The following is a 21836-nucleotide window of genomic DNA, read 5'->3' as shown; positions in this document are numbered from 1 at the left end:
CGACCGCGCGGACGGCTCCCGCGGCGCCGCACCTGCCCGGCCCCGGAGCCGCCCCGGGCGGGAAGTCGGGCGGGGGCGCCGCCAAAGCGGTGGGGCGCCGCCGCGACCGGCACGGCCTGGAGCTGAGCGGGCTCGGCGCGGGACCCGGCGCCGAGGAGGCCCTGGCGGCGTACGAGCGGGCCGTGGACGCGCTGCTGTTCTTCCGCGGGGACGTCGCCGACACCGTCACGCTGATGCGGCAGGTGGCGCCGGGCGCACCGATGGGCCAGGTGTTCGCCGCGTATCTGGGAGTGCTCGGTACGGAGGAGAAGCAGGCCAGGAGCGCGCGGGAGGAACTCGCGCGGTTCCGCGCGGAGGCCGACCACGGGCGGTTCACGGAGCGGGAGCGGGCACACCTCCAGGCGGCGTCCGTGTGGCTGGCCGGGGACCTGCGGCGGGCCGGTGAACTGCTGCGGGAGGTCAGTATCAGGTGGCCGGGAGACACACTCGCGCTCGCCGTCGGGCACCAGAACGACTTCTTCTCCGGTGACGCCGCCTCCCTGCGCGACCGCGTCGCCGGGGTCCTCACGGCGTGGGACGAGCAGGACCCGCACCACGGCCCGCTGCTGGGCATGTTCGGCTTCGGACTGGAGGAATCCGGGCACTACGAGCAGGCACTGGAGACGGCGCTGGCCGCGGTGGAGCGCAACCCGCACGACGTATGGGCCGTCCACGCCGTCGTCCACTGCCACGAGATGCGGGGCCGCTTCGCGGAGGGCATCCGCTACCTGGACGCCCGCGTGGCCGACTGGGGCGCCGGCAACATGATGGCCGTGCACAACTGGTGGCACTACGCGCTGTACGCGCTGGAGTCGGGCGACGTGCACAGGGCGTTGGAGATCTACGACGCCGCGATCCACCACCCCGAGTCCGCCGGAGTGGCCCTCGAACTGCTCGACGCGGCGGCCCTGTTGTGGCGGCTGTACCTGGACGGTGGTACGGCGTCCGCGGCCGTGGGCGACCGGTGGGAAGTCCTCGCCGACGCGTGGGCGGCGCGCGCGGACGGCCCGCACTACGCCTTCAACGACACGCACGCCGTGATGGCCTACCTGGGCGCGGGGCGCTTGCGCGAAGCCGAGGAAGTGGTGGCCGCGCGCGCCGAATGGGCGGCGCGCCCGCACCCCGGCGTGACCAATCACGGGATGACGGCCCGGATCGGGCTGCCGGTGTGCCGGGCGCTGATCGCCTTCGCCCGGGAACAGTACGAGCGCACGGTCGAGTTGCTGCTGCCGGTCCGCGGACGGCTCCAGACGTTCGGCGGCAGCCACGCGCAGCGGGACGCCGTTCAGCGCACGCTGGTGGAGGCGGCGCTGCGGGCCCGGCGCACCGGCCTGGCCCGTACGCTGCTGAGCGAACGTCTCGGCCTGCGGCCCACCAGCCCCTACAACTGGCTGGGCCAGGCGCGTCTCGCCGACCAGCTCGGCCGGGCGGCCATGGCCGTCACCGCGCGGGAGAAGGCGTCCCGACTGGCCGCCGCGGGCGCCCGCGCGCTCGCGGACCGGCCCTCCGGAGCCGGGGTCTGAGGGAAGCGGGGGCGGCCACGGCGGCCAGTCGGGACGCACGGCCGCCTGGCGTGCCGGCACACGTGCCGCCGCGTGCCGTGCCGACGTCCCGACGGCTTTCGATCGGCGGCTCCCCGGCCGCGCTCCGCCGTCGGGAATCGCCCCGGCGCACAACCGCCGTTCATATGAAGAACAGCGATTCATTGTTCGATGCCGATAAGGGCGGGAAGTTCCCCTACATGGCGTGATTGCGTCACCGCAATCACTGTGAAGGGGGAGCGGAATTGGCCGAGGAAAAACGGTCTCCGGATTCGCCCCACGGTTCCGCGGGGCGGTTTCCCGAACGATTCACAGGACACTTGCGAGAAGCCGCCCGGCGGGCCGGCGAAGCCGGACGGAGCGGTCGTGCGGCCGGGCGGCGAGGCTGGGCAGCGGTCTCCGCCGGCCTCAGCACAGGGCTCGCGGCCGGCGTCACCGCCGCCCGTGACGCCGCCCGGGCGGCGGACACCGCGGACCACCCCGACACCGTGGCCGGCACGGACACCGCACAGGGCCGGGCCGCGGACCCGGCCGCACCGGGCAGGACGGTCCACGACCTGTCCGCGAGGGCCCGCGCACACGCGGCGCTCCCCCCGTCCGCCGGGCCCGCCCGGGCCCACGCCGGGCCGGCGCCGGCCAACACCGGCGCCCCCTGGGTACAGGTGAACCTCACCCCGGAGCGCGACCCGGACGGCCGGCCCCGCTGCTACGAGGAACTGGCCACAGTGGCACGGGAATTCCTCGCCTCCGACCGTGCACGGAATTTCTTCTTCATGCACAAGGAGCCCGGAATCCGGGTCCGCTTCCAGGCCGTGGAGACGGGCACCCGGCAAACCCACGGGAAACGCGGGCAGACTGCCGCCACCGCCCTCCGCACCGCTCTGCAACGCCGCCTCGGCGAGTGCGAGGGACTGCGGCGCCGGCCGGTGTGCACCGTCTACGAACCGGAGCACTACCTCTTCGGCGGGCCCGCGTCGATGACGTACGTGCACGACCTGTTCACCCTGGACTCGCTCGCCTGGCTCGACCACCACATCAACCACCCCCGCGAGACCGGCCCGTCCGTCGGATGGCGGTTCTCGCTGCTGATGCTGCGGGAGGTGTTCGCCGGACTCGGCATCGTCGGCTGGGAACACCGCGGAGTGTGGGACTTCGTCGCCCGGCAGACCGGGCGCCGGCTGCACGGCGCGACGGCGGACATCGCGCCCCAGGCGCGGCAGCGGGCCGCCGCGGGCATCGTCGCCTACTGGCACGCGCCGCTCGAGGACGCCCTGCGCGCCTTCCCGCAGGAGCGCGCAGCCACCCTGCGGCGGCACGGCGAAGCCGTCCGCCGGGCCGCCACCCGCTGGCGTGAGGGCTATTTCGAGGCGGGAGAGGCCACGATCGGCCCCCGCGCCGCCGCCGGGTACTACACGGTCTTCCACTGGAACCGCGGGCTGCTGTCCCTCGCGCGCCAGAGCCTGCTTGCGGGCGCGCTGTCCGGCGAGGGGAGGGACACGCATGCCGCGACGGCCCCGACCCGCTGACCCGCCCGTCCCCCGGACCCGCCCAGCACCGGCCGCCGGCCCGCACGGTCCCCTCCCGCAGCCCGGCGGGACCGCGGGGTCCGTCGGGTCCGTTGAGCCCGCCGGGTCTGCCGGATCTGCCGGGTCCGTCGAGTCCGTTGAGCCCGTCGGGTCTGCCGGGTCTGCTAGGTCCGTCGAGTCCGCCGAGCCCGTCGGGTCTGTCGAGTCCGTCGGGTCCGGTGACTTCCGCACCGGTGGTGCCGCGGCGCCCCGGAAGACCGCTGAGACCGGGGAGGTCGCGGAGACCGCGGAGACCGGGGAGACCGCAGAGACCGGGGAGGCCGCAGAGCCCGTCGGTGAGCCGTCCGGGAACGGTGTGCCGCTCGGTGCGGCGGCGCTCGTGCGGCTCGCGGGGGTGCCGTTCGCCGTCTGGGCCGGCGCCGGGAGCCCGGCCCTGTTCGTCACGGCGGACCGGCTGGCCGCCCGGCAGAACGCGTTCGCCGTGCGGGCGCACGCGCTCAGCGCGCGGCTGGGGGAGGAGGTCGTGCCGGACGGACGGCTGGCCACGGCGGACCGGCGCGCCGTCCTCGCACTGCGGCGCCGGCTGCACGCGGTCCCCACCGTCACGCCGTCGCCCCCCACCCCGGGCGCCGGCGCGGACACCGCCTCACCGGTGTCCAGGGGCACTGTCGCCACCGTGCAGGGGAGCACGCCCGGTGGTACGGAAGGGAGCGCGGCAAGTGCTGCGGGCGCGGGCGCGGCGTGTGGTGCGGACGGGAGCGCGGTCCATGGTGGTGGCGACGGGGGCTCGGCCGGTGGCGCGGAGGCAGGTGCGCCCCCTGGCGTGAGCGTGGGTGCGGCCGGTGGTGTGGGGGCAGGCGCCCTTGACGTGAGCGTGGGCGCAGCCGGTGGCGCGGAGGCGGGCGTGCCCCCTGGTGTGAACGCGGGCGCGACCGGTGGCGCGGAGGCGGGCGCGGCCCGTGATGGTGCGGACGAGAGTGCGGCCCGTGGTGCGGGCGGGGGCGGCGGCCGTGCCGTGGTGGCGGGCGCCGTGCATGGCGTGGGTCGGGGTGGGGGTTCCTGTTCGCGTGAAGGCGGTGGCGCGGGGCAGGGTGGGGGTTCCCGTCCGGGTGGTGGCGGTGGTGCGGGGCGGGGCGTCGCCGAGGTCTTCGCGTGGGCGACCGGGCGCGGTTCCGGCGGTGGCGCAGGGGGTGCCGGCCTTCTCGGCTGTGTTCCCGTCGCCGATCGCATCGCCGGTCTCGCGCCCGCCCTCGCCGGGGAACTGCGCGCACTCGCCGGGGACGAGGCGGAACTCCGCGGCGCCTACGCGGCGTTCACCCGCCAGGTCGCCGCCGAACGGGAGCGGGCCGGCACGATGCTGCTGGAGACTGCCCGTACCGAACCCGCCCTGCGGGAGTTTCTCCGCAGCGCCGCTCCGCGCGTGGTGCCGGACCTGGAACGGCATGCCGCGGCCGGGGAGCCGTGGGGCGGCAAGCGGCAGCGCAAGGGTGTCGGGTATCTGTGGCGGGCGCTGGGCCGGGCCGCGGCGAAGACGACCCCGCGCGACTGGGCCGGGCAACTGGCCGTGCTGCCGGTGCGGTTGCCGTCCCGTCCGGCACGGTCGGCCGCGTCACCCGGCGGTCCTTCGTACGAGGACGGCACCGTACTGCTGCCGGGGCCCGCGCCGGAGCCCGCGGAGACGGCGGCCCGCCGTACGGAGAACGTGCACCTGCTGTGGTCCCGGCTGCGCGACCTCCACCTGGGCACCGCAGCGCCGCACGTCCTGCTCGCGCCCGCCCCCCTCCACCACGTCACCGGTGACGTGGGCAGCGGGCACCTGCACGTGTGCGTCGTCGACCCGGGCCCCGGGGGCGGACGGCTGCGGTGGCTCACCCTGCGGCGTACCGAGGTGCTGGAAGCCGTCATGGAAGCGCTCGCCGCAACGCCCCGCACGCTCGCCGCGCTGGAGGCGGCCGTGGGTCCGCCGTCCGCGCAGCCGGTGCTCCGTTCGTTCCTGGCGCATCTGCACTCCCTGGGCGTGCTCCAGGTGTGCGCCGCCCCGCACGCGGCCCGGCTGCCGTGGACGCCGACGCGGCGGACCCGGCACCGTACGGCGGAAGCGGGCCCCGGGAGCACCGGCGAACTCCACACGGCGGAGGCGGTGTTGCCCGGCACGGTCGGCCGTGGCGCCTTCCTGGACTCCTACCGCAAGCTGCGACGCCCGCCGTCCGCACGGAAGAACGGCACGGGCGCGGGACACCGCGACGACCCGTACGTCACGAACGTGCCGCAGGTCGCCGAAGGGCTGGCGCTGGCACGGCGGCTGTCGGCGCTGTGCGAGTCCGAACGCCCGTCGGATTCCGGTGGCCGAAGCGAGCTGCCCGAGGCCGCCTCGCTCGGTCCGGCACCTGTTCCGGTGCTCCGGCTGCTGGAGGCCCGCCAGGAGGCGGACGAGGCGGCCGGTGGCCCGCGCCCCCGGCCCGGGCCGCCTCGCGGGTGCTGGGAGCCGGCCCGGTCGCCCGGCTCCGCCTACGCGCGGCTGCTGGCCCACCTGGGCGCACGGCTGGGGGAGGAGCAGATCGACATCGACGGGGCGCTGCTGGACGAGCTGGGCGCCCCGCAGGTGCCCGCGCTGCTGGAAGCCTGGCCCGCCGACTGCCTGCTGCGGCCCCTCCCGGCCCCTGCCGCCCCGCCGTCCGGAGCGGACGGGGCCGGCACAGGCCCGCACCACGGCCGGCACTCCGGACCCCTCGCCGTACTGGAGTCCGCGTCACCCGCCGGTGTGATCGACGCGCGCTTCGCCGAGGCGCTGGACGAACTCCACGCACCCCGTGACCCCTACGCCGGATATCCCGGCCCGGCCTGCTACCGCGACTTCCTCGCCGCGTTCGAACGCCGTGCGGGTGTGCGCTTCGTGGAGGTGCTGGTGCCGCCGCTGGGCGAGGAGGCGGCCAACGCGGTACGCCGTCCCGTCCTCACGAGCTGGTGCACCGGGGACCCCAACACGCCGCTCTACCACGGTCTTGCGCGCAGCGCCGTCGCTCCCGCGGGAAGCCCCGCGGCCACGCCGCTGCCGCCCGTACGCCATCTCCCGCTGGACCGGATCACCCTCCGCGTCGCCGACGGCGCCCTCGTCGCGGAGGCCGACGGCGTACGCCTCCTCCCCGCGCACCACGCCACCCGCACCGCCGCGCCGCCGTACGACCGGCTGCTGCGGCTGCTGACCGCGGCGGGACACCCCGCCACCCGGCACATGGTGCGGCTCGACGGGCTCGCCGGGGCGTTCCCCGACGCGCCGCGCGTGCCCCGGCTGACGGTCGGCGGACTGCTCGTCGTCAGCCCCGCGCAGTGGCGGCTGCCGCGCGCCGCGCTGTGGCGGCCCACGGACCCCGAGCCGGTCAAGGCGGGGGCGCTCGCCGCGCTGCGGCGCACGGCCCGGCTGCCCCGGTTCGGCTATCTGCGCGCCCGCCCGGACGCGAAACCGCTGCCCGTCGATCTGGCGGCACTGCCCGCGCTGCAAGCCGTCGAACGGCTCTGCCAGGCCGAGCCCAGCGACGATCTGATCCTGGAGGAGGCCCTGCCCTCCCCGGACGGGCTGCCACTGACCGCCCCCACGGGCACGGACGGTGACACCCCGCGCGGCGTGGCCGCCCAACTGCTGCTGCGCCTGCCCCACGACCGCACAGCCGAAGAGCTGGCGGACCGAGCGTACGCCGCCTGGTGCGGCGCTCCTGGCCTCCCCGGCCCGCCTCCCTCCCACGGAGGCGGCGGTCCGGGGCGGACACCACATCCACAGTGAACGAAGGGAAGGGACCATGCCCAACGGCAAGACGGAGTTCGAACTCGACGCTCTGATCGACGACCTCGACGCGCGGGTCACCGAGAGCGAGCTGGCAGTGTCCGAGAACACGGGCGCCTACAGCCAGGTGTGCAGCATCGTCGTCTGCAACACCGTCGTCATCTGCGGCTGATCCGTGTGCTCCCGGGGCCGGCCTCGCGGCCGGCCGGCGCGGAGCTGTCCGAGCCGCCCGGCCGCTGGGCCGGGCGGCTCTCCGGTCCTCTCCGGCGCCGGAACCACTCGGCGGAGCGACGCCCCTGACACGGCGGCGCTCCTGACACAGCGACGTTTCTCGTACAGCTCACGCGCCGACGCCTTCGCACCGGCCCAAGCGCCTCACCCCTCCCGCCCCCGGCACGGCACGCCCGGGGCACCCCCGACCCCCGATGGGAGACCCGCCGTGTCCCAGCACGCCCTCACCCACGCCGGAGCCCGTGCGGTCGCACTCCGGCTTGCCGTGGCCGCTTTGGAACTGTGGACCGAACGTGCCAGATGTGCGGCGGCCCAGCGCCCTCCCGACCTGCTGGGCGGCTCCCTCCAGGTGCCCGGCCCGTCCGGGGAAGCCGGACGCGGGCGGCCCGTCGAGTTCCCCAGCGACCCCGGCGTTCCCGTCCTGGCCCGGCTCGTGGCCGCCATGGGCGACACCGAGGCCGCCAATGTCGCGGCCCGCGCCTGCGCGGTGTGGGCCCGCGGGGCGGGCCGCGGGCCCGGACACCGCGGGCTCTACGACGGCGGGCTGGCCGGCACCCTGGTGGGCCTGCGGCAGGGCGCCGTCCTCCACCCGGCGCTGCACCCGGTCGCCGACCGGCTCCGCGAACGGCTCCTCGACCAGCCGAACGGCGCCCTCCGGGGTCGTGCGGAGCCGAACTCATCCGGGCCTCGGCCCGCAGGGCCCGGCCCTGCCCGTCCCGGCGACCGTCCCGGTCCCCCGGGGACCGGTGGTGCGGTACGCCCGGCCGGTCCGCCCGGCCCCGTGCGCCCGCGGACAGGGGGCGACGGGCGTCCCGCCGCGCCCGGTGCGGGGGACCGGTACGCCGCCCCGGGCACCGGCGACCGGCCGTTCCCGTCCGGCACCACGGATCCGTTCCGGCCCGCCAACGGCGGCACGGCACCGTCCGGCAGCGGCGGCCTCCCGCTGTCCGGGACCGGCGGCCCGGCGCCCTCCGGCAACGGCGGCCCCCCGCCGCCCCGCAACGGCGGACCGGCATCCTCCCGCAACGGCCGCCCGGGCGCCGCCGGTTCCGGCGGCCCGGCCCCGAACGGCGCCGACACCGCGACACCGCCCGGCGCCCGCCCCGCACCCCCGCAGGCCACCGGGCCGGGAGCGGGCCGGCCGGCGGGCGGCGGTGACGGGCATCCGGCGCCGCCCGTCGAGAACGTGGCGGGACGGCGGGGCGCGGGGCTCGCCCTCGTGGGGGATGTGCGGTACGGGGCCGTACGGTTCCCGGACTACGACCTGATCCTGGGGCCCTCCGGGCTGCTGCTGGCGTTCGTGGTGGACGACGCGGTGCGGGGTACGGAAGGGGAGGGGTACGGAAGGTACGCCGCGCAGTTGGCGCAGCTGTGCGGGGAGGAGGGGCTGCCCGGGCTGCGGGCGCACTACCCCGACCATCCGCTGCTGGGGTGGCTGCACGGGCGGATCAACACGGGGATGGGGCACGGGGCCGCGGGGGTGGTCGCGGCGCTGAGCGCGGTCGTACGGCGGCTGGGCCCGCGTGCGGACCTGGTGAGCGCGCTGCGGTACGCCTGTCGCTGGCTGCGGGGCGAGTCCTTCGACGACGCGCGGGACATCCGTACCTGGGCCGGCTGCGGGCTCGACGGCGAGAGGCGACCGCCGGGGGCGCACGCCCGGCAGGCGTGGTGCTACGGCACACCGGGTGTCTCCTGGGCGTTGTGGGAGGCGGGTGAGGTGCTCGGTGACCGGGATCTGGCCGACTGGGCGGGGGCGGCCTTCACCTCGTTCGCGGACGGTTTCCACGAGGGTTTCCATCTGTTCGGCGACGATCCCGGTGACCGGCTGGGGCTCTGTCACGGTGCTGCGGGGGTGCTGGCGGTCGCCGACGCGGTGCGGCGGTGCGGGGGCCCGCCCGCCGGTGCGGTGCTGGTGGAGCGGATGCTGTCCCATCTGGTCGCGCACGAGGAGGAGTTGTGGCAGCTCGCGCGGGAGCGGTGCGGGCTGCTGGGCGGGGCCGGCGGGGTGCTGGCGGCGATGCTGACGGCGACCGGCGGCGACCGTTCGTGGCTGCCCTGTCTGGGGCTGCGGTAGTTCCCGGCGGAGGCCGGGCGGGGCGGGCAGGGGAGGGCGAGCGGCCCGGGCGGGCCCCGGGCAGGGGACGGCACCCCGGTGCGTGTACGTTGCACCTATGAGCCGTTCGGTTTCTTGGGACCTGCCCGTGCCCGAGGTGGCGCGTCGGCAGCCGGTGCGTTTCGGGTACGAAGTGCTGCGCGGTTTCGCACAGGTGGACTTCATGCCCAACGCGGCGTGCGGCCTCTTCTTCGTCGCCGCGGTGTTCGCGGCCGGCTGGCGCTACGGGCTCGCCGCGCTGCTGGGCACGGCCACCGCCTATGTGCTGGGGGTGGACCGGGAGCGGATCGCCGCGGGGCTCGAAGGTTTCAACGGCTGCCTGGTGGCGCTCGCCTTCGCGGTGTTCCTCGGCCCGGGGTACGTCTCGACCTGGCTGATGGCGGCGGGGGGCGCGGTGGTCGCCGCCGTGCTGACGGCCGCGCTGGCCAATCTGCTGCGCCCCTGGTCGATGCCGACGTTCACGCTGCCGTTCTGTCTGATGGCCAGTGTGGTGACGGTCGCGGCGCCCGGCTTCCAGCGGGTGTGGCACGAGGGGTCCTCCCTCTCGGCGCTGCCGCGTTCCGCCTCGGAGGACTCGGCGCTGGGAGCCGGTGAGGTGGTGCACGCGTTCTTCGCCGACGTCGGACAGATCTTCCTGATGCCGCAGTGGTACGTGGGGCTGCTCTTCCTCCTGGGCATCTTCGTCGCCGACTGGTTCGCCGGACTGACCGCCTGCCTCGGCAGCGTCGTCGGCATCGTCACCGCCTGGGGCCTGGGCGCCCCCGCCTCCGACGTCGCCGAGGGCCTGCTGGGCTACAACGCGGTGCTCGTCGCCATGGCACTGGGCGCCGTCTTCCTCGAACGCGGCGTCGCCGCCCTCCTGTACGCCCTGGTGGGGGCGGCGGCCTCGACGGTGCTGACGGTGGCGGTCACCTCGTTCTTCGCCCCGTTCGGCGGCCACACCCTCACCTGGCCGTACATCCTCACCACCCTGTTCTTCCTGGCCGCCGTACCCTCCTTCCCCCGGCTGCGCCGCAGCTAGGCCCTGTCCGGCTGATCGATGGCCGAACCGGGCGGGTCTGCCGCCGTGCCGCCTCCGCGCCGGCCCCGGGATCGGGTGCCCGATCCGGCGTCCTCCGAAGGTCCCGCGGTCGCGGTGGGAACGCGCGGGGCGGTCCGGGCAGGCCGGGCGGTCCGGTCGCTCACGGCGCGCGATCGGACCCCGTGAGCCGCACGGCAGGGTGGTTCTGGGTCCACCCCTGCCGGTGGTGCTGGACCGATGGTGGGCCGAACGGGTCCTTCATAGCGTCGTGTTCGTGATGGATGACACGAACGAAGAACGAGAAGGTGCCACCCGGCGGACGGCGCTGCGTGGGCTGGGGGTCGCGGCGGGAGGCATGGCGCTGGCCACCGGGCTCGGAACCCCGCCGGCCGCGGCGGCCCCGCGTCGCGGGCTCACCACTTACGTGCTGGTGCACGGTACCCACAGCGCCGGTGCGTTCTGGATGCCGATCGCACGGGAACTGGTGCTGCGCGGCCACCGCGTCGTCATGGTGGACCAGCCGCAGCACGGCGCGGAGGCTTTCGTGGCGGAGTCGTACCAGCGGCAGGATCTCAAGGCGATGGCGGTCGAGCCCTCCCCGTTGAAGGGCCTCGGGCTGGACGACTACGAGGCGCGCGTCACGGGCATCGTGCGGCAGGCCGCACGGAACGGCCCGGTCGTGCTGGTCGGGCACAGCCTGGGCGGCGTGTCGGTCAGCCGTGTCGGCGACGCCGTCCCGCACCTGCTCCACCACATCTGCTACATGGCGGCCTTCTGCCCCAGCCGTGTCCTGCCCACGGCGGACGCCTGCACGGCGGCACCCGAGAACGCGGACGCCGTCAGTCCGGTGGAACTGACGGTGGGTGATCCGGACCGGCTGGGGGTACTGCGGCTGAACTTCCGCACGGGTGTCAGCGGTGAGTTGGCCCTCCTGAAGGAGATGATCTGCGCGGACCACCCCGACGCCGACTTCCGCCGGATGCTGGCCGGCATGCAGACCGACGAGCCCGTCGCCGCCTATGCGGGCCGAGCGGTCGGGCGGGCCGGTACCTGGGGACGCATTCCCCGCACGTACCTGCGTTTCGGCAAGGACCGTACGATCGCCACCGCGCTCCAGGACAGGATGATCGCGGAAGCCGACGCGTCCACACCCGGCAACAGGTTCCGCGTGCACGATTTCCCCGGGGCGTCACACGTCGGCCCTTTGGATCCCACCCCGGTCGCCGACGTCCTGGACACGCTGGCCGGGCAGCGGGGCTAGGTTCTGTCCGGCGCATCATGTGACCTTCGCCATCGGGCCACGGCTCCGGCATGACCCCGGACGGGACCTGGCCCTACCGCTTGTCGACGGTGATCCCGCCGTTCTGGATCACCATGCGCAGGTCGCGGAGGCTGCCGATGTCCGCGGTGGGGTCGGTGTCCAGCACGAGCAGGTCGGCGCGTTTGCCGGGGGCGACCGTGCCGAGGTCGGGGCGGACGCACTGCCGTGCCGCGCCGCTGGTGCCCGCGGCCAGCACCTGGGCGGGCGTCAACCCGGCCGCCACCATGAGCCCGGCCTCCTCCAGGGTGTTGGCCCCGTACCGGCCCAGACCGCTGAAGGTGTCGCTGCCCAGCGCGATGTGCACGCCGGCCCGGCCACCTTCATCAGATTGCCGCGGGCGTCCGGGTGGGCGTCGTCGATCCAGAGCGTGGGCGTATAGGTGGTGCCGCGTTCGAGCATCAGGTCGATGAGCGAGTGGTCGGTGAGGGGTTCGACGGTGACGCCGTGCTCCAGACCGTCCGCCCCGGCCTCGACCGCCTCACGCGCCGCGACCTGCTGGGTGGTGTGGACGGTGACCCGCAGGCCCCGCTCGTGCCCGGCCTCGATGCCCGCCCGCAGCAGGTCGGGGGGAAGCCGTTCCAGCGCGACACCGTCCGGGAAGGCGGGGTTCCGCCACAGGTACTCCGGTCCGCCGGAGTGTGCACACGCTCCTTCCGACAGGAGCTTGATCGCGTCCACCTCGCGGTCCGCGAGACGGTGCACCAGCTCGCGCATCTGCCGCACGCTTCCGACTTCCCCCGTGAAGCGCTCGCGCGCCCAGGGGTTGCCGCCGAAGACGGTGGAGGCGGGATGCCCGTCGCGTCCGGTGATGCCGCAACCGGTCGCGAGCAGCCGCGGGCCCCGCAGCGTGCCCGCGGCCAGCCTGGCCCGCGTGGCCAGGATGCCGTCCGTCGGGTCGCCCACCGACTTGATGGTGGTGACCCCGTGGTCGAGGAACAGCCCGAGTTTTCCGGGGAGTTCCCTCTCCTCGAAGGCCCGCATCGAGTCGGCGTCGGAGACGGCGCTCACGTCGTAGAAGTGGATGTGCGTGTCGATCAGCCCCGGCATGACCCACCGTCCGGCCGCGTCCACCTGCCGCCTGCCTCTGAGCGGCTCGGCCGAGACGGCGGCGATCCGTCCGCCGTCGACGGCGATGTCGTGGGGGCCGTCGAGCGCACGGTGGCCGTCGAAGACGTGTGCGCGGCTGATCACGAGGTCGTGGGTCACGGGGGCGTGGGCCGCGGGGGTTGCGGGGGCCCGGGTCGCGGGGCCGCGGACCTCGTTGCTCGTGTGTGCTGCGGATTCCTGGGGCACCGCTCATCACTCCTGGTACGTGCTGGGTCGGTCGGGCCGTGGGGCCGTGGGGGCGTGGGTGTGGAAGGGATGTGGGGCGTGGGGACGTGGACGGGGCGTGCGGCTGCCGGCATCGGGAGCCGGGAGGGGCCGGAGCACGGGGGGTTAACTGCAACCGATGCGGTTACAGTTTGGGTATGCGTCATGGCGCGGAGCGCCGGTACGGCGCCCGCTCGGTCAGTGGCTCCCCGCTCCGTTGCCGGAGGCCAGGATGCGCTGGAGCAGGCCGGCGATCGTCGTCCTGCCGAGCTGTTCCTCCAAAGCGCGTTCCGCGCTCCGGAACTCGTCGTCGAGCAGGACGCCGATGGTGCGTCCGACCTCGCACGCCGAGCTGGGCGGATGGGTGTGCCGCGAGAAGATCTGCCCCTCCTCGACGGCGGTGTACGCGTCGTACAGCGTGATGTCCCGGGGGGCGCGGGCGAGGGACCAGCCGCCCCCGCGGCCCTCGGTGGAGCGCACCAGTCCGGCGTCCCGCAGGCGGCCGAGGACGCGTCGTACGAGGACCGGGTTGCTGCCCAGGCTGTCCGCGATCTCCGCGGAGGTCAGCGAGCCCCCGCGCCGGTTCGCCAGCATCGCGAGCGCGTGGATCGCCACCGCGCTTCTGCTGCTGAGCCCCGCCATCCGCGCTCCCGCCGTCACCGTCATTGGAACTGCAACCAACTTAGTTGCAGTTCCAAAGACGGTCAACAGGTCAACAGGTCAACAGGCAACAGGTCAACGGGCCAGCCGGTGAGCCGGTCAGCCAGTCAACCGGCCAACCGCGCAGCCGCACCCCCCGACCGGACCGGATGCCCGCGCACCGACAAAACCGCGTGCCCGCGCACCACGGCCCCTCGCCCCCGCCCCCGCGCCCCGCGCGGCGGACCGCGCCCGTGGCCGAGCCGGCCTCCAGCGAGTCTCCAGCCCAGCCGTCTGTGCTGGCGGCAGCCGTGGGCCGTGCAGGGCCCGACGCGGACCGGCGGGCAGCTCGCGGGGAGGCCGGATGGCGACGCTGATCGAGGACTACGCGCTGATCGGGGACATGCAGACCGCGGCGCTGGTCGCCAGGGACGGTTCGGTGGACTGGCTGTGTCTGCCCCGCTTCGACTCGCCCGCCGTCTTCGCGGGCCTGCTCGGCGGCGACGAGCACGGCTGCTGGCGGCTGGCGCCCGCGGCCGTCGGTGCGGGTGCCGCGAGCGCCGCCGCACGACGCCGCTACCGCGGGGACTCCCTCGTCCTGGAGTCCGAGTGGGACACACCGGAGGGCACCGTACGGGTCCTGGACCTGATGCCGCCGCGCCAGGACGCCGCGCCCGTCCTGGTGCGGATCGTGGAGGGCGTGCGCGGGCGGGTCACCATGCGGTCCGCGCTGCGGCCACGCTTCAGCTACGGCCGAGTCGTCCCGTGGGTGCGGCGGGTGGACCCGGACGGAACGGGAACGCCGCGGCGCACGGTCGCGGTCGCCGGCCCCGACTCGCTGTGGCTGGACACCGACGCGGAGACCTACGGCGGTGACCTGACGACCTACGCCGACTTCACCGTCGCCCCGGGGCAGCGGGTGGCGCTCACCCTCAGCTGGCAGCCCTCGCACCGCCCGGCCCCGCCCCGCCCGGACGCGGCCCGGCTGCTGGCGGGCACCGAGCGGTTCTGGGCCGAGTGGACCGCGCGGTGCCGTTACACGGGGCCGTGGCGGCAGGCGGTGATGCGGTCACTGATCACCCTCAAGGCCCTCACCTACGCACCGACGGGCGGGATCGTCGCCGCTCCCACCACCTCGCTGCCCGAGGAGATCGGCGGCGTCCGCAACTGGGACTACCGCTACACCTGGCTGCGGGACGCGGCCATGACCCTGGGCGCGCTGCTGCGCACCGGCTACCGCGAAGAGGCCCGCGAGTGGCGCGAGTGGCTGCTGCGGGCCGTCGCCGGGGACGCGCAGAACCTCCAGATCATGTACGGGGTGGCCGGGGAGCGGGAGCTGGCCGAGTCCGAACTGCCCTGGCTGCCCGGGTACGAGGGCTCGCGGCCCGTCCGTATCGGCAACGGCGCCGCCGCCCAGCTCCAGCTCGACGTGTACGGGGAGGTCGTCGACGCCCTGTGGCTGGCCCGCACCGCCCGGCTCACGCCCGGACCAAAGGCCGGCGACGACGGGACGCACATCCTCCAGATGAAACTCATGAACCATCTGGAGTCGCACTGGCGCGACCCCGACGAGGGCATCTGGGAAGTGCGCGGCCCCAGAAGGCACTTCACCCACTCGAAGGTGATGGCGTGGGTGGCCGCCGACCGTACCGTGCGGCGGCTGACCGCACTCGGGTCGAGCGGCCCCGTGCTCGCCCGGTGGCGGGCGCTGCGCGACGAGATCCACCAGGAGGTGTGCGCCAAGGGCTACGACGCCGACCGCAACACCTTCACCCGGTCCTACGGTTCGCGCGAGCTGGACGCCTCGCTGCTGCTCATCCCCCAGGTGGGGTTCCTGCCGCCCGGCGACCCGCGGGTGGCCGGCACCGTGGAGGCGGTGCGCCGGGAGCTGTGCGAGGACGGTTTCGTCCGCCGCTACCCCCTGGCGGACGGCCCGGACCGGGGCGGTGGCGCGTCAGGCGACGGGCTGCCCGGCGGGGAGGGCGTCTTCCTCGCCTGCTCCTTCTGGCTGGCGCACGACCTCGCCCTCATCGGCCGCCGGGCCGAGGGACGGCGGCTGTTCGAACGGCTGCTGGAGCTGCGCAACGACGTGGGCCTGCTCGCGGAGGAGTGGGACACGCGGCGCGGGCGGCTGGTCGGCAACTTCCCGCAGGCCTTCAGCCACGTCCCGCTGATCGACGCGGCGCTGCGGCTGGGAGGGGACGGGGCCTGAGCGGCCGTCGAGCGGCGGCCCGCACGCTGGCCGCCCGGAGGACGAGGCGGGCCCCGCGAGGGGCCGGGCAGTGGGGAGGCCGGTGTGTGGGTGCGCAGGGCGTTGGCGGCGGTGTGGCGGGCGCTGTCCACGTACGGACAGCTGTGGCTGATGCCGTACAGCGACATGGGGCAGCAGCAGGAGGGGCGGTCCACGGTGAATAGAGGTGGGCTTGAGAGGCCGGAGTCACCCTCTGCCCCACGATGACGGTTCGTCGGTCATCCGAGAGGGCCCGCACTCTGGCGGGTCGCCAACGGGGCTATGGGGGCGATGATGGCTGTGCCCGGGAATTTCACGGAACTCGCGCTGTGCAGAATCCACGAGCGGCCCGATGCGACCGCGTACCAGTTCGTCCGGGCGGGCCGCGAGGGGGTGCTGGAGGCGGACCCCCTCAGCTACGGCGAACTGGGCAGGCGGGCCCTGCGGCTGGCCGCCTGGCTCCAGGAGCGGGGCTGCCACGGGCAGCGGGTGCTGATCCTGCACTCCGACGGCGAGCAGTTCGTCACCAGCTTCCTCGGCTGCCTGTTCGCCGGCGCCGTGGCCGTGCCGGCGCCGCCGCCCGGCGGTGCCCGGCAGAACGTGGAGCGCGTCGCGGCCATCGTGCGGGACGCCGCCGTCAGTTATCTGATGACGGACTCGGACAACGCCTCCGCCGTCTCCCAGCTGCTGGCCACCACCGGCCACGCGGACGTGGTGTGCCTGGCCACCGACCGTGCCACGCCGAGCGCCCCCGACGACTGGCGGGAGCCGGGGCTCTTCCCCGACGACGTGGCCTACCTCCAGTACACCTCGGGGTCCGTCAGCGAACCCAAGGGCGTGATGGTCACGCACCGCAACATGCTCGCCAACCAGGAGGCCGTACGGCAGGCGATGCGCACCGGCCCCGACTCGGTGGTCGGCGGCTGGCTGCCGTTCCACCACGACATGGGCCTGGCCGGGCATCTGCTGCACCCGCTGTGGCTGGGCGGCAGAGGGGTGCTGATGTCACCGGTCGGCTTCGTCAGACGCCCGGTCAACTGGCTGCGCATGATCGACGAGTACGGCATCACCACCGGCGGCGGACCCAACCTCGGCTACGACCTGTGCGTGCGCCGCGTCACCGACGAGCAGCTGGCCGGGCTGGACCTCGCACGCTGGGAGACGGCGGTCAACGGCGCCGAACCGGTGCGGGCCGAGACGCTGGACGCGTTCGCCGAACGGTTCGCACCCGCCGGGTTCCGCCGCTCCGCCTTCTACCCCTGCTACGGGCTGGCCGAGGCCACCTTGCTGGTCTGCGGCGGGGTGCCCGGCGTCACCGCGCGGGAGCGCACCGTGGACGCCGGGGAGCTGGAGCACCACGGGCTGCGCGGGCCCCGGCCGGGCAGGCCGACGCGCCGGCTGGTCAGCTGTGGCATCCCGCGCGGCTGCGAGGTGCGGATCGTGGACCCCGAGAGCCACGCACAACTGCCGGACGGGCGGGTCGGCGAGGTGTGGGTGCGCGGCGACAGCGTCGGGCACGGCTACTGGAACCGGCCGCTGGAGAACGGGCAGGCGTTCCGCGCGGTGACGGCCGACGGCAGCGGCGGCTTCCTGCGCACCGGGGACCTGGGGGCGCTCGACGGCGGCGAACTGTTCGTCACCGGGCGGCTGAAGGACCTGATGATCGTCGCCGGGCGGAATCTGTACCCGCAGGACATCGAGCGCAGCGTGCAGCGGGTCAGCGCGCTGTTCGGGTCGAGTGCGGCGTTCTCCGTGGAGTCGGACCGCGACCATGTCGTCGTCGTCCAGGAGGTGCGCACCGGTCGCGACTTCGAGACGGAGCTGGCCTCCCTGGCGGCGGCGGTGCAAAGCCGCGTGGCCGAGGAGTTCGAGGTGGCGGCGGAGAACGTGCTGCTGGTGCGGCCCGGTACCGTCCGCCGCACCACCAGCGGCAAGCTCCAGCGCGGCGCCATGCGGCAGATGTTCCTGGCGGGGCAGATCCGCCCGCTGCACGAGGTCGTCGCCCCCGAGGTGCGCAGACTGGTCGCCGGCGGGACGGACGCGCGGCCCGCCGGCCGCGGCGCCGGGGAACGCTGATGACGACGGCACGACAGCGGCCCGGCGAAGGGGGCGCGCCGCCCGGCCGGACGCTGGGGGAGGAGCTGGACGCCCGGCTGGGCGACCCCACCGGCCCGGCCGGACCACTGGGGTACGCGGCAGCCGCCCGCCAGGACGCCGCCGAAGCCTTCCCCGCCGACGCGTGCGCCGCACTCGACCGGCTCGGGCTCCCGCACTACTACGTGCCCGCCGAGTACGGGGGCGCGCTCACCGAGATGCCGCAGCTGCTGGAGATCGTCCGCACCCTGGCCCGCCGCGATCTGACCGTGGCCGTCGGCCACGGCAAGACGTTCCTGGGCGCCGTGTGCATCTGGGTGGCCGGGGACGAGCGGGGCGCCGGCCGGCTGGCGGAAATCGTACGGGCGGGCGAACCGGTCTGTCTCGGACTGACCGAACGCACCCACGGCAGCGACCTGATGGCCGGCGAGGTGGTGGCCGAACCGCTCGCCGGCGGCTACCGCGTCACCGGCGAGAAGTGGCTCATCAACAACGCGACCCGGGGCCGCCTCGTGTGCCTGCTGGCCCGCACCGACCCCGGCGGCGGGCCCCGCGGCTTCAGCCTGCTGCTGGTCGACAAGGACCGGCTGCCGCCGGGCAGCTACCGCACCCTGCCCAAGGTGCCCACCCTCGGCATCCGCGGCGCCGACATCAGCGGCATCGCCTTCGACGGGGCACCCGTGGGAGCCGACTGCCTGGTCGGACGGGAGGGCGAGGGCCCCGAGACCGTGCTCAAGGCGCTCCAGATCACCCGGTCGCTGTGCACGGCACTCTCCCTGGGCGCCGCCGATCACGGGCTCCGGCTCACACTGGGCTTCGCCCGGGAACGGCGGCTGTACGGGCGGCGGATGACCGAGCTGCCGCTGGTGCGCCGCACCCTCGCCGAGTGCTACGCCGACCTGCTCGCCGCCGAGGCGCTCAGCACCGTCGCCGCGCGCAGCATCCACACCCTGCCGGGCGAGCTGAGCGTCACCTCCGCCGTCGCCAAATACCTGGTGCCCACCCTCGTGGACCGGCTGCTGGAGAGGCTGCGCGGGGTACTGGGGGCCCGCGCGTACCTGAGCGACCACTACGCGCACGGCCGGTTCCAGAAACTGGAGCGCGACCACCGCATCGTGGGCATCTTCGACGGCAACACGATGGTGAACCTGTACGCGCTCACCGCCCAGTTCCGCACCCTGGCACGCACGTTCGCCGCCGGGCCGCTTCCCGCCCGGCCCGGACGGGAAGCGGAGCCGGACGGGAGCGACTGGCAGGCGGCCACCTTCGGTCCGGCCGGCCCGCTGCCCGCGCTGTCGCCCGCACGGCTGCGGCTGTTCGCCCGCGACGGCAGCGCCCTGATGGGATCGCTCCCGGCCGGCGCGGACGCCCTCGCCCGGGCCGCGTCCTGCGACCCCCGGCTGGCCGGTGCCGCCCGCAGCGCCCGCACCCTGACGGGCGCCTGCCGCGCACTGCACACCCGGATGGCGGCCGTGCGCCCCGCCCCGGCCGGGCCCCCGGCGGACGCCTTCGAGCTGGCGCGCGGCTACAGCGCCTGCTTCGCCGCCGCCTGCGCCGTGGGCCTGTGGCGGTACGGCGACGGGGGCGGTCAGCCGTCCCCACTGTGGCTCGAGGCCGTACTGGACCGGCTTTCGAGCCGCCTGGAGGAATCTGTGCCCGGGAGCACGGGGGCGCTGCCCCGGGCCTGGGGGGTGGAGGAAGAGATGCGGGAACCGTTGTACGAGCGACTGCTGGAGCGGATGGCCGCACAGTACGCGGCGGGGGAGCTGTTCTCCCTGTACCCGCGCCGCACCGCGGAGGGACCGCCGTGCTGACCCGTACCGGACAGGACACGGCGGCCACCGGCGCTGCCGGGCCGGAGGCGGAGGAACGGGCCGTCCAGCGGCGGATCGCCGACCTGGAGCGCCGCTTCGGCGACCCCTCGGACCCGGACAACCCGCTCGGACTGGCCGCGCTGCTCGCCGCCGACGAGCGCGGCGAACTGCTCGCCGAGGCCGAGGAGATGCTGACCGGCTTCGGCCTCAACGCCGAGTTCGTGCCCCGCGCGCTGGGCGGCAGGCTGGAGCGCGTCGACACCCTGGGCCGGGTGCTGCGCACCGTCTTCCGGCGGGACGCCAGCCTGGGCCTGGGCTACGGCGTCACCTCCTTCCTCGCCGCCGTCGCCGTATGGGCGGCCGGTACGCCCGAGCAGCGGCGCCGGGTCGCCGATCTGCTGCTGGGCGGCGGCCGGCTGGCCATCGCCTACCACGAGCTGGCGCACGGCAACGACTTCGTGCGCAACGAGTTCCGCGCCACCCCGCTGGCCGACGGCTCGTTCGTGCTGGACGGCGCGAAACAGGTCATCAACAACGTGGTGCGGGCCGAGGCGCTGGTGCTCTTCAGCCGCACCTCGCAGGAGCCGGGCAGCCGCAGCCACTCGGTGCTGCTCGTGGAGAAGGACCGGCTCCCCGACGGCGGGCGCCGCCACCTGCGGTACCTGCCGCGCTACGCCACCGTCGGGGTGCGCGGCTGCCAGAACGCGGGCGTGGAGTTCAGCGGCTGCCCCGTCGGGGCCGACGCGCTCGTCGGCGGACCGGGCGACGGCGTCGAACTGGCGCTGCGCTCCTTCCAGATCACCCGCAGCGTCGTCCCCTCGATGATCCTGGGCGGCGGCGACACCGCGCTGCGCACCGCGGTCGGCTTCGCGCTGGACCGGCGGCTGTACAACCGGTCGGTGCTGGACATCCCGCACGCCCGCGCCACGCTGGTGGGCGCCTTCGTGGACCTGCTGGTGTCCGACTGCCTGGCCCTGGCAGCCACCCGCGCCGTCCACCTGCTGCCCGACCAGACCAGCGTGTACGCCGCCGCCGTCAAGTACCTGCTGCCCAAGCTGCTGACGGAGACGACCTACGACCTGTCCATCGTGCTGGGCGCCAACTTCTACGTGCGCGGCGGCGAGTACGGCGCCTTCCAGAAACACGTACGGGACCTGCCGATGATCAGCCTGGGCCACGCGGGCACCGCCGCCTGCCAGGCCACGATCATCCCGCAGCTGCCCCGGCTGGCCCGCACCGCGTGGGACGGCGGGCAGCCCGCGCCCGAAGCCCTCTTCCGCGTCCGGGACCCGCTGCCGCCCCTGGACCCCTCGCTGCTGGGCCTGGTGGCCACCGGCGACGGGCTGGCCTGTTCGCTGGCGGGCGCCGCCGACGCACTGGCGGGGCGGCACGCCGCACGGGCGGGGGAGTACGCGGAGGCGCTGGGCGCGCTGGCCGGCGAGATGGCGGCGGAACTGCGCAGCCTGCGCGACGAGTGCGCCGCCATGCCCGCCAGGGACCGCACCGTGCTGGCCAACCCCCGCGCCTACGCCATCGCCGACCGGTACGCGCTGCTGCTGGCAGCCGCCGCCTGCCTGGGCGTGTGGTGCGGCCAGGAGGGCGACGCGCCGGGCGCGGGCGGCCCGTCGGGGTTCCTCGCCTCGCCCGTTTGGCCCGCGCTCGCGCTCACCCGCCTCGCCAGACGGCTGGGCCGCCCGCTGCCGAAGCTGCCCGACGGCTGGGAGGAGCACCTGCTCGACGAGGTGCTGGCCCGCTTCCACGAGGGCCGCAGCTACGACCTGTACGACACCCCGCTCGCCGGCTGAGGAGCTTGACATGGTGGCGCAACAGACCGGGGCGCAGCCCCCCGAGCCGTCCGCGGGCAGGCCGCCGGCCGCACCGGACGGGCCCGGCGCCGGGTGGGGGCCGGGCGCCTTCGCCGACTGGCTGACCGCACGGCTGGCCGCGTTCCTCCAGCGGCCCGCCGGCAGCATCGACCCGCGGACCCCGTTCGCCGAGTACGGGCTCGACTCGGTGGCCGCGCTCAGCCTCTACGGCGACATCGAGGAGGAGTTCGCCCTCTATCTGGAGCCCACCGTCGCCTGGGACCACCCCAGCGTCGAGGCGCTGGCCCGCCACCTGGCTGACGAGTACGCCCGGCGCGGCCCCGGCGCCGCCCACGGACCGGCGGAGGTGTGA

Annotated in this window: 15 protein-coding genes; 12 read left to right on the top strand and 3 right to left on the bottom strand. The window is 75.2% G+C overall.

Annotated elements, in window-relative coordinates; all coding sequences use genetic code 11:
• The first annotated feature begins 89 nt into the window (after nt 1-89).
• The 7 genes from IO40_RS0108520 (at nt 90) to IO40_RS0108490 (ending at nt 11510) form a co-directional block, all read left to right on the top strand.
• Nucleotides 90-1562, top strand: coding sequence for a tetratricopeptide repeat protein (locus IO40_RS0108520; protein WP_030406209.1), 1473 nt, complete (start codon nt 90-92; stop codon nt 1560-1562).
• Between the two features lie 506 nt (nt 1563-2068).
• A complete protein-coding gene (locus IO40_RS0108515) occupies nt 2069-3106 on the top strand; it encodes a thiopeptide-type bacteriocin biosynthesis protein (RefSeq protein WP_106963686.1) in 1038 nt (345 codons plus the stop codon).
• Between the two features lie 355 nt (nt 3107-3461).
• Nucleotides 3462-6884: a lantibiotic dehydratase gene (locus IO40_RS0108510; protein WP_051719245.1), complete on the top strand. Its 3423-nt coding sequence runs from the start codon at nt 3462-3464 to the stop codon at nt 6882-6884.
• A gap of 16 nt (nt 6885-6900) precedes the next feature.
• Nucleotides 6901-7056, top strand: coding sequence for a hypothetical protein (locus IO40_RS37935; RefSeq protein ID WP_016468357.1), 156 nt, complete (start codon nt 6901-6903; stop codon nt 7054-7056).
• 267 nt (nt 7057-7323) lie between these two features.
• Nucleotides 7324-9189 carry a lanthionine synthetase LanC family protein gene (locus tag IO40_RS34795; protein WP_016468356.1) on the top strand — a complete coding sequence of 622 codons (1866 nt, stop codon included), beginning with the start codon at nt 7324-7326 and terminating at the stop codon, nt 9187-9189.
• 97 nt (nt 9190-9286) lie between these two features.
• A complete protein-coding gene (locus IO40_RS0108495; protein ID WP_031175184.1) occupies nt 9287-10249 on the top strand; it encodes an urea transporter in 963 nt (320 codons plus the stop codon).
• A 268-nt stretch (nt 10250-10517) separates the two neighbouring features.
• Nucleotides 10518-11510: an alpha/beta fold hydrolase gene (locus IO40_RS0108490; RefSeq protein WP_033228556.1), complete on the top strand. Its 993-nt coding sequence runs from the start codon at nt 10518-10520 to the stop codon at nt 11508-11510.
• A 73-nt stretch (nt 11511-11583) separates the two neighbouring features.
• Here IO40_RS0108490 and IO40_RS39390 read toward each other — a convergent pair whose 3' ends face one another.
• The 3 genes from IO40_RS39390 to IO40_RS0108480 form a co-directional block, all read right to left on the bottom strand.
• The gene (locus tag IO40_RS39390) at nt 11584-11874 is read right to left on the bottom strand and encodes an amidohydrolase family protein (RefSeq protein WP_240467699.1); all 291 of its coding nucleotides are present in this window, start codon (nt 11872-11874) and stop codon (nt 11584-11586) included.
• The gene (locus IO40_RS33345) at nt 11778-12761 is read right to left on the bottom strand and encodes an amidohydrolase family protein (protein WP_262070664.1); all 984 of its coding nucleotides are present in this window, start codon (nt 12759-12761) and stop codon (nt 11778-11780) included. Before IO40_RS33345 ends, IO40_RS39390 begins: the two co-directional genes overlap by 97 nt.
• Nucleotides 12762-13079: 318 nt before the next feature.
• Complete coding sequence (locus IO40_RS0108480) at nt 13080-13523, bottom strand: Rrf2 family transcriptional regulator (RefSeq protein ID WP_016468351.1); 444 nt, start codon at nt 13521-13523, stop codon at nt 13080-13082.
• A 361-nt stretch (nt 13524-13884) separates the two neighbouring features.
• On the opposite strand from IO40_RS0108480, the gene IO40_RS0108475 reads away from it, so the two are divergent.
• From IO40_RS0108475 to IO40_RS0108455, 5 genes are all read left to right on the top strand, one after another.
• A complete protein-coding gene (locus IO40_RS0108475; RefSeq protein ID WP_016468350.1) occupies nt 13885-15732 on the top strand; it encodes a glycoside hydrolase family 15 protein in 1848 nt (615 codons plus the stop codon).
• Nucleotides 15733-16044: 312 nt separating this feature from the next.
• Nucleotides 16045-17826: a fatty acyl-AMP ligase gene (locus IO40_RS0108470; protein WP_016468349.1), complete on the top strand. Its 1782-nt coding sequence runs from the start codon at nt 16045-16047 to the stop codon at nt 17824-17826.
• Complete coding sequence (locus IO40_RS0108465) at nt 17826-19658, top strand: acyl-CoA dehydrogenase family protein (protein ID WP_016468348.1); 1833 nt, start codon at nt 17826-17828, stop codon at nt 19656-19658. The genes IO40_RS0108470 and IO40_RS0108465 overlap by 1 nt, the downstream gene beginning before the upstream one ends.
• Nucleotides 19652-21463 (top strand): acyl-CoA dehydrogenase family protein, encoded by a 1812-nt coding sequence (locus IO40_RS0108460; RefSeq protein WP_016468347.1) that lies wholly within the window; start codon nt 19652-19654, stop codon nt 21461-21463. Before IO40_RS0108465 ends, IO40_RS0108460 begins: the two co-directional genes overlap by 7 nt.
• 10 nt (nt 21464-21473) lie before the next feature.
• On the top strand, nt 21474-21836 hold the full coding sequence (locus tag IO40_RS0108455) for an acyl carrier protein (RefSeq protein WP_016468346.1): 363 nt from the start codon (nt 21474-21476) through the stop codon (nt 21834-21836).

The sequence above is a fragment of the Streptomyces albus subsp. albus genome (genome assembly GCF_000725885.1).
Lineage (GTDB): Bacteria > Actinomycetota > Actinomycetes > Streptomycetales > Streptomycetaceae > Streptomyces > Streptomyces albus.
The sequence above is the reverse complement of the archived record's forward strand: the minus strand, read 5'-3'. Positions and strand labels throughout refer to the sequence as shown.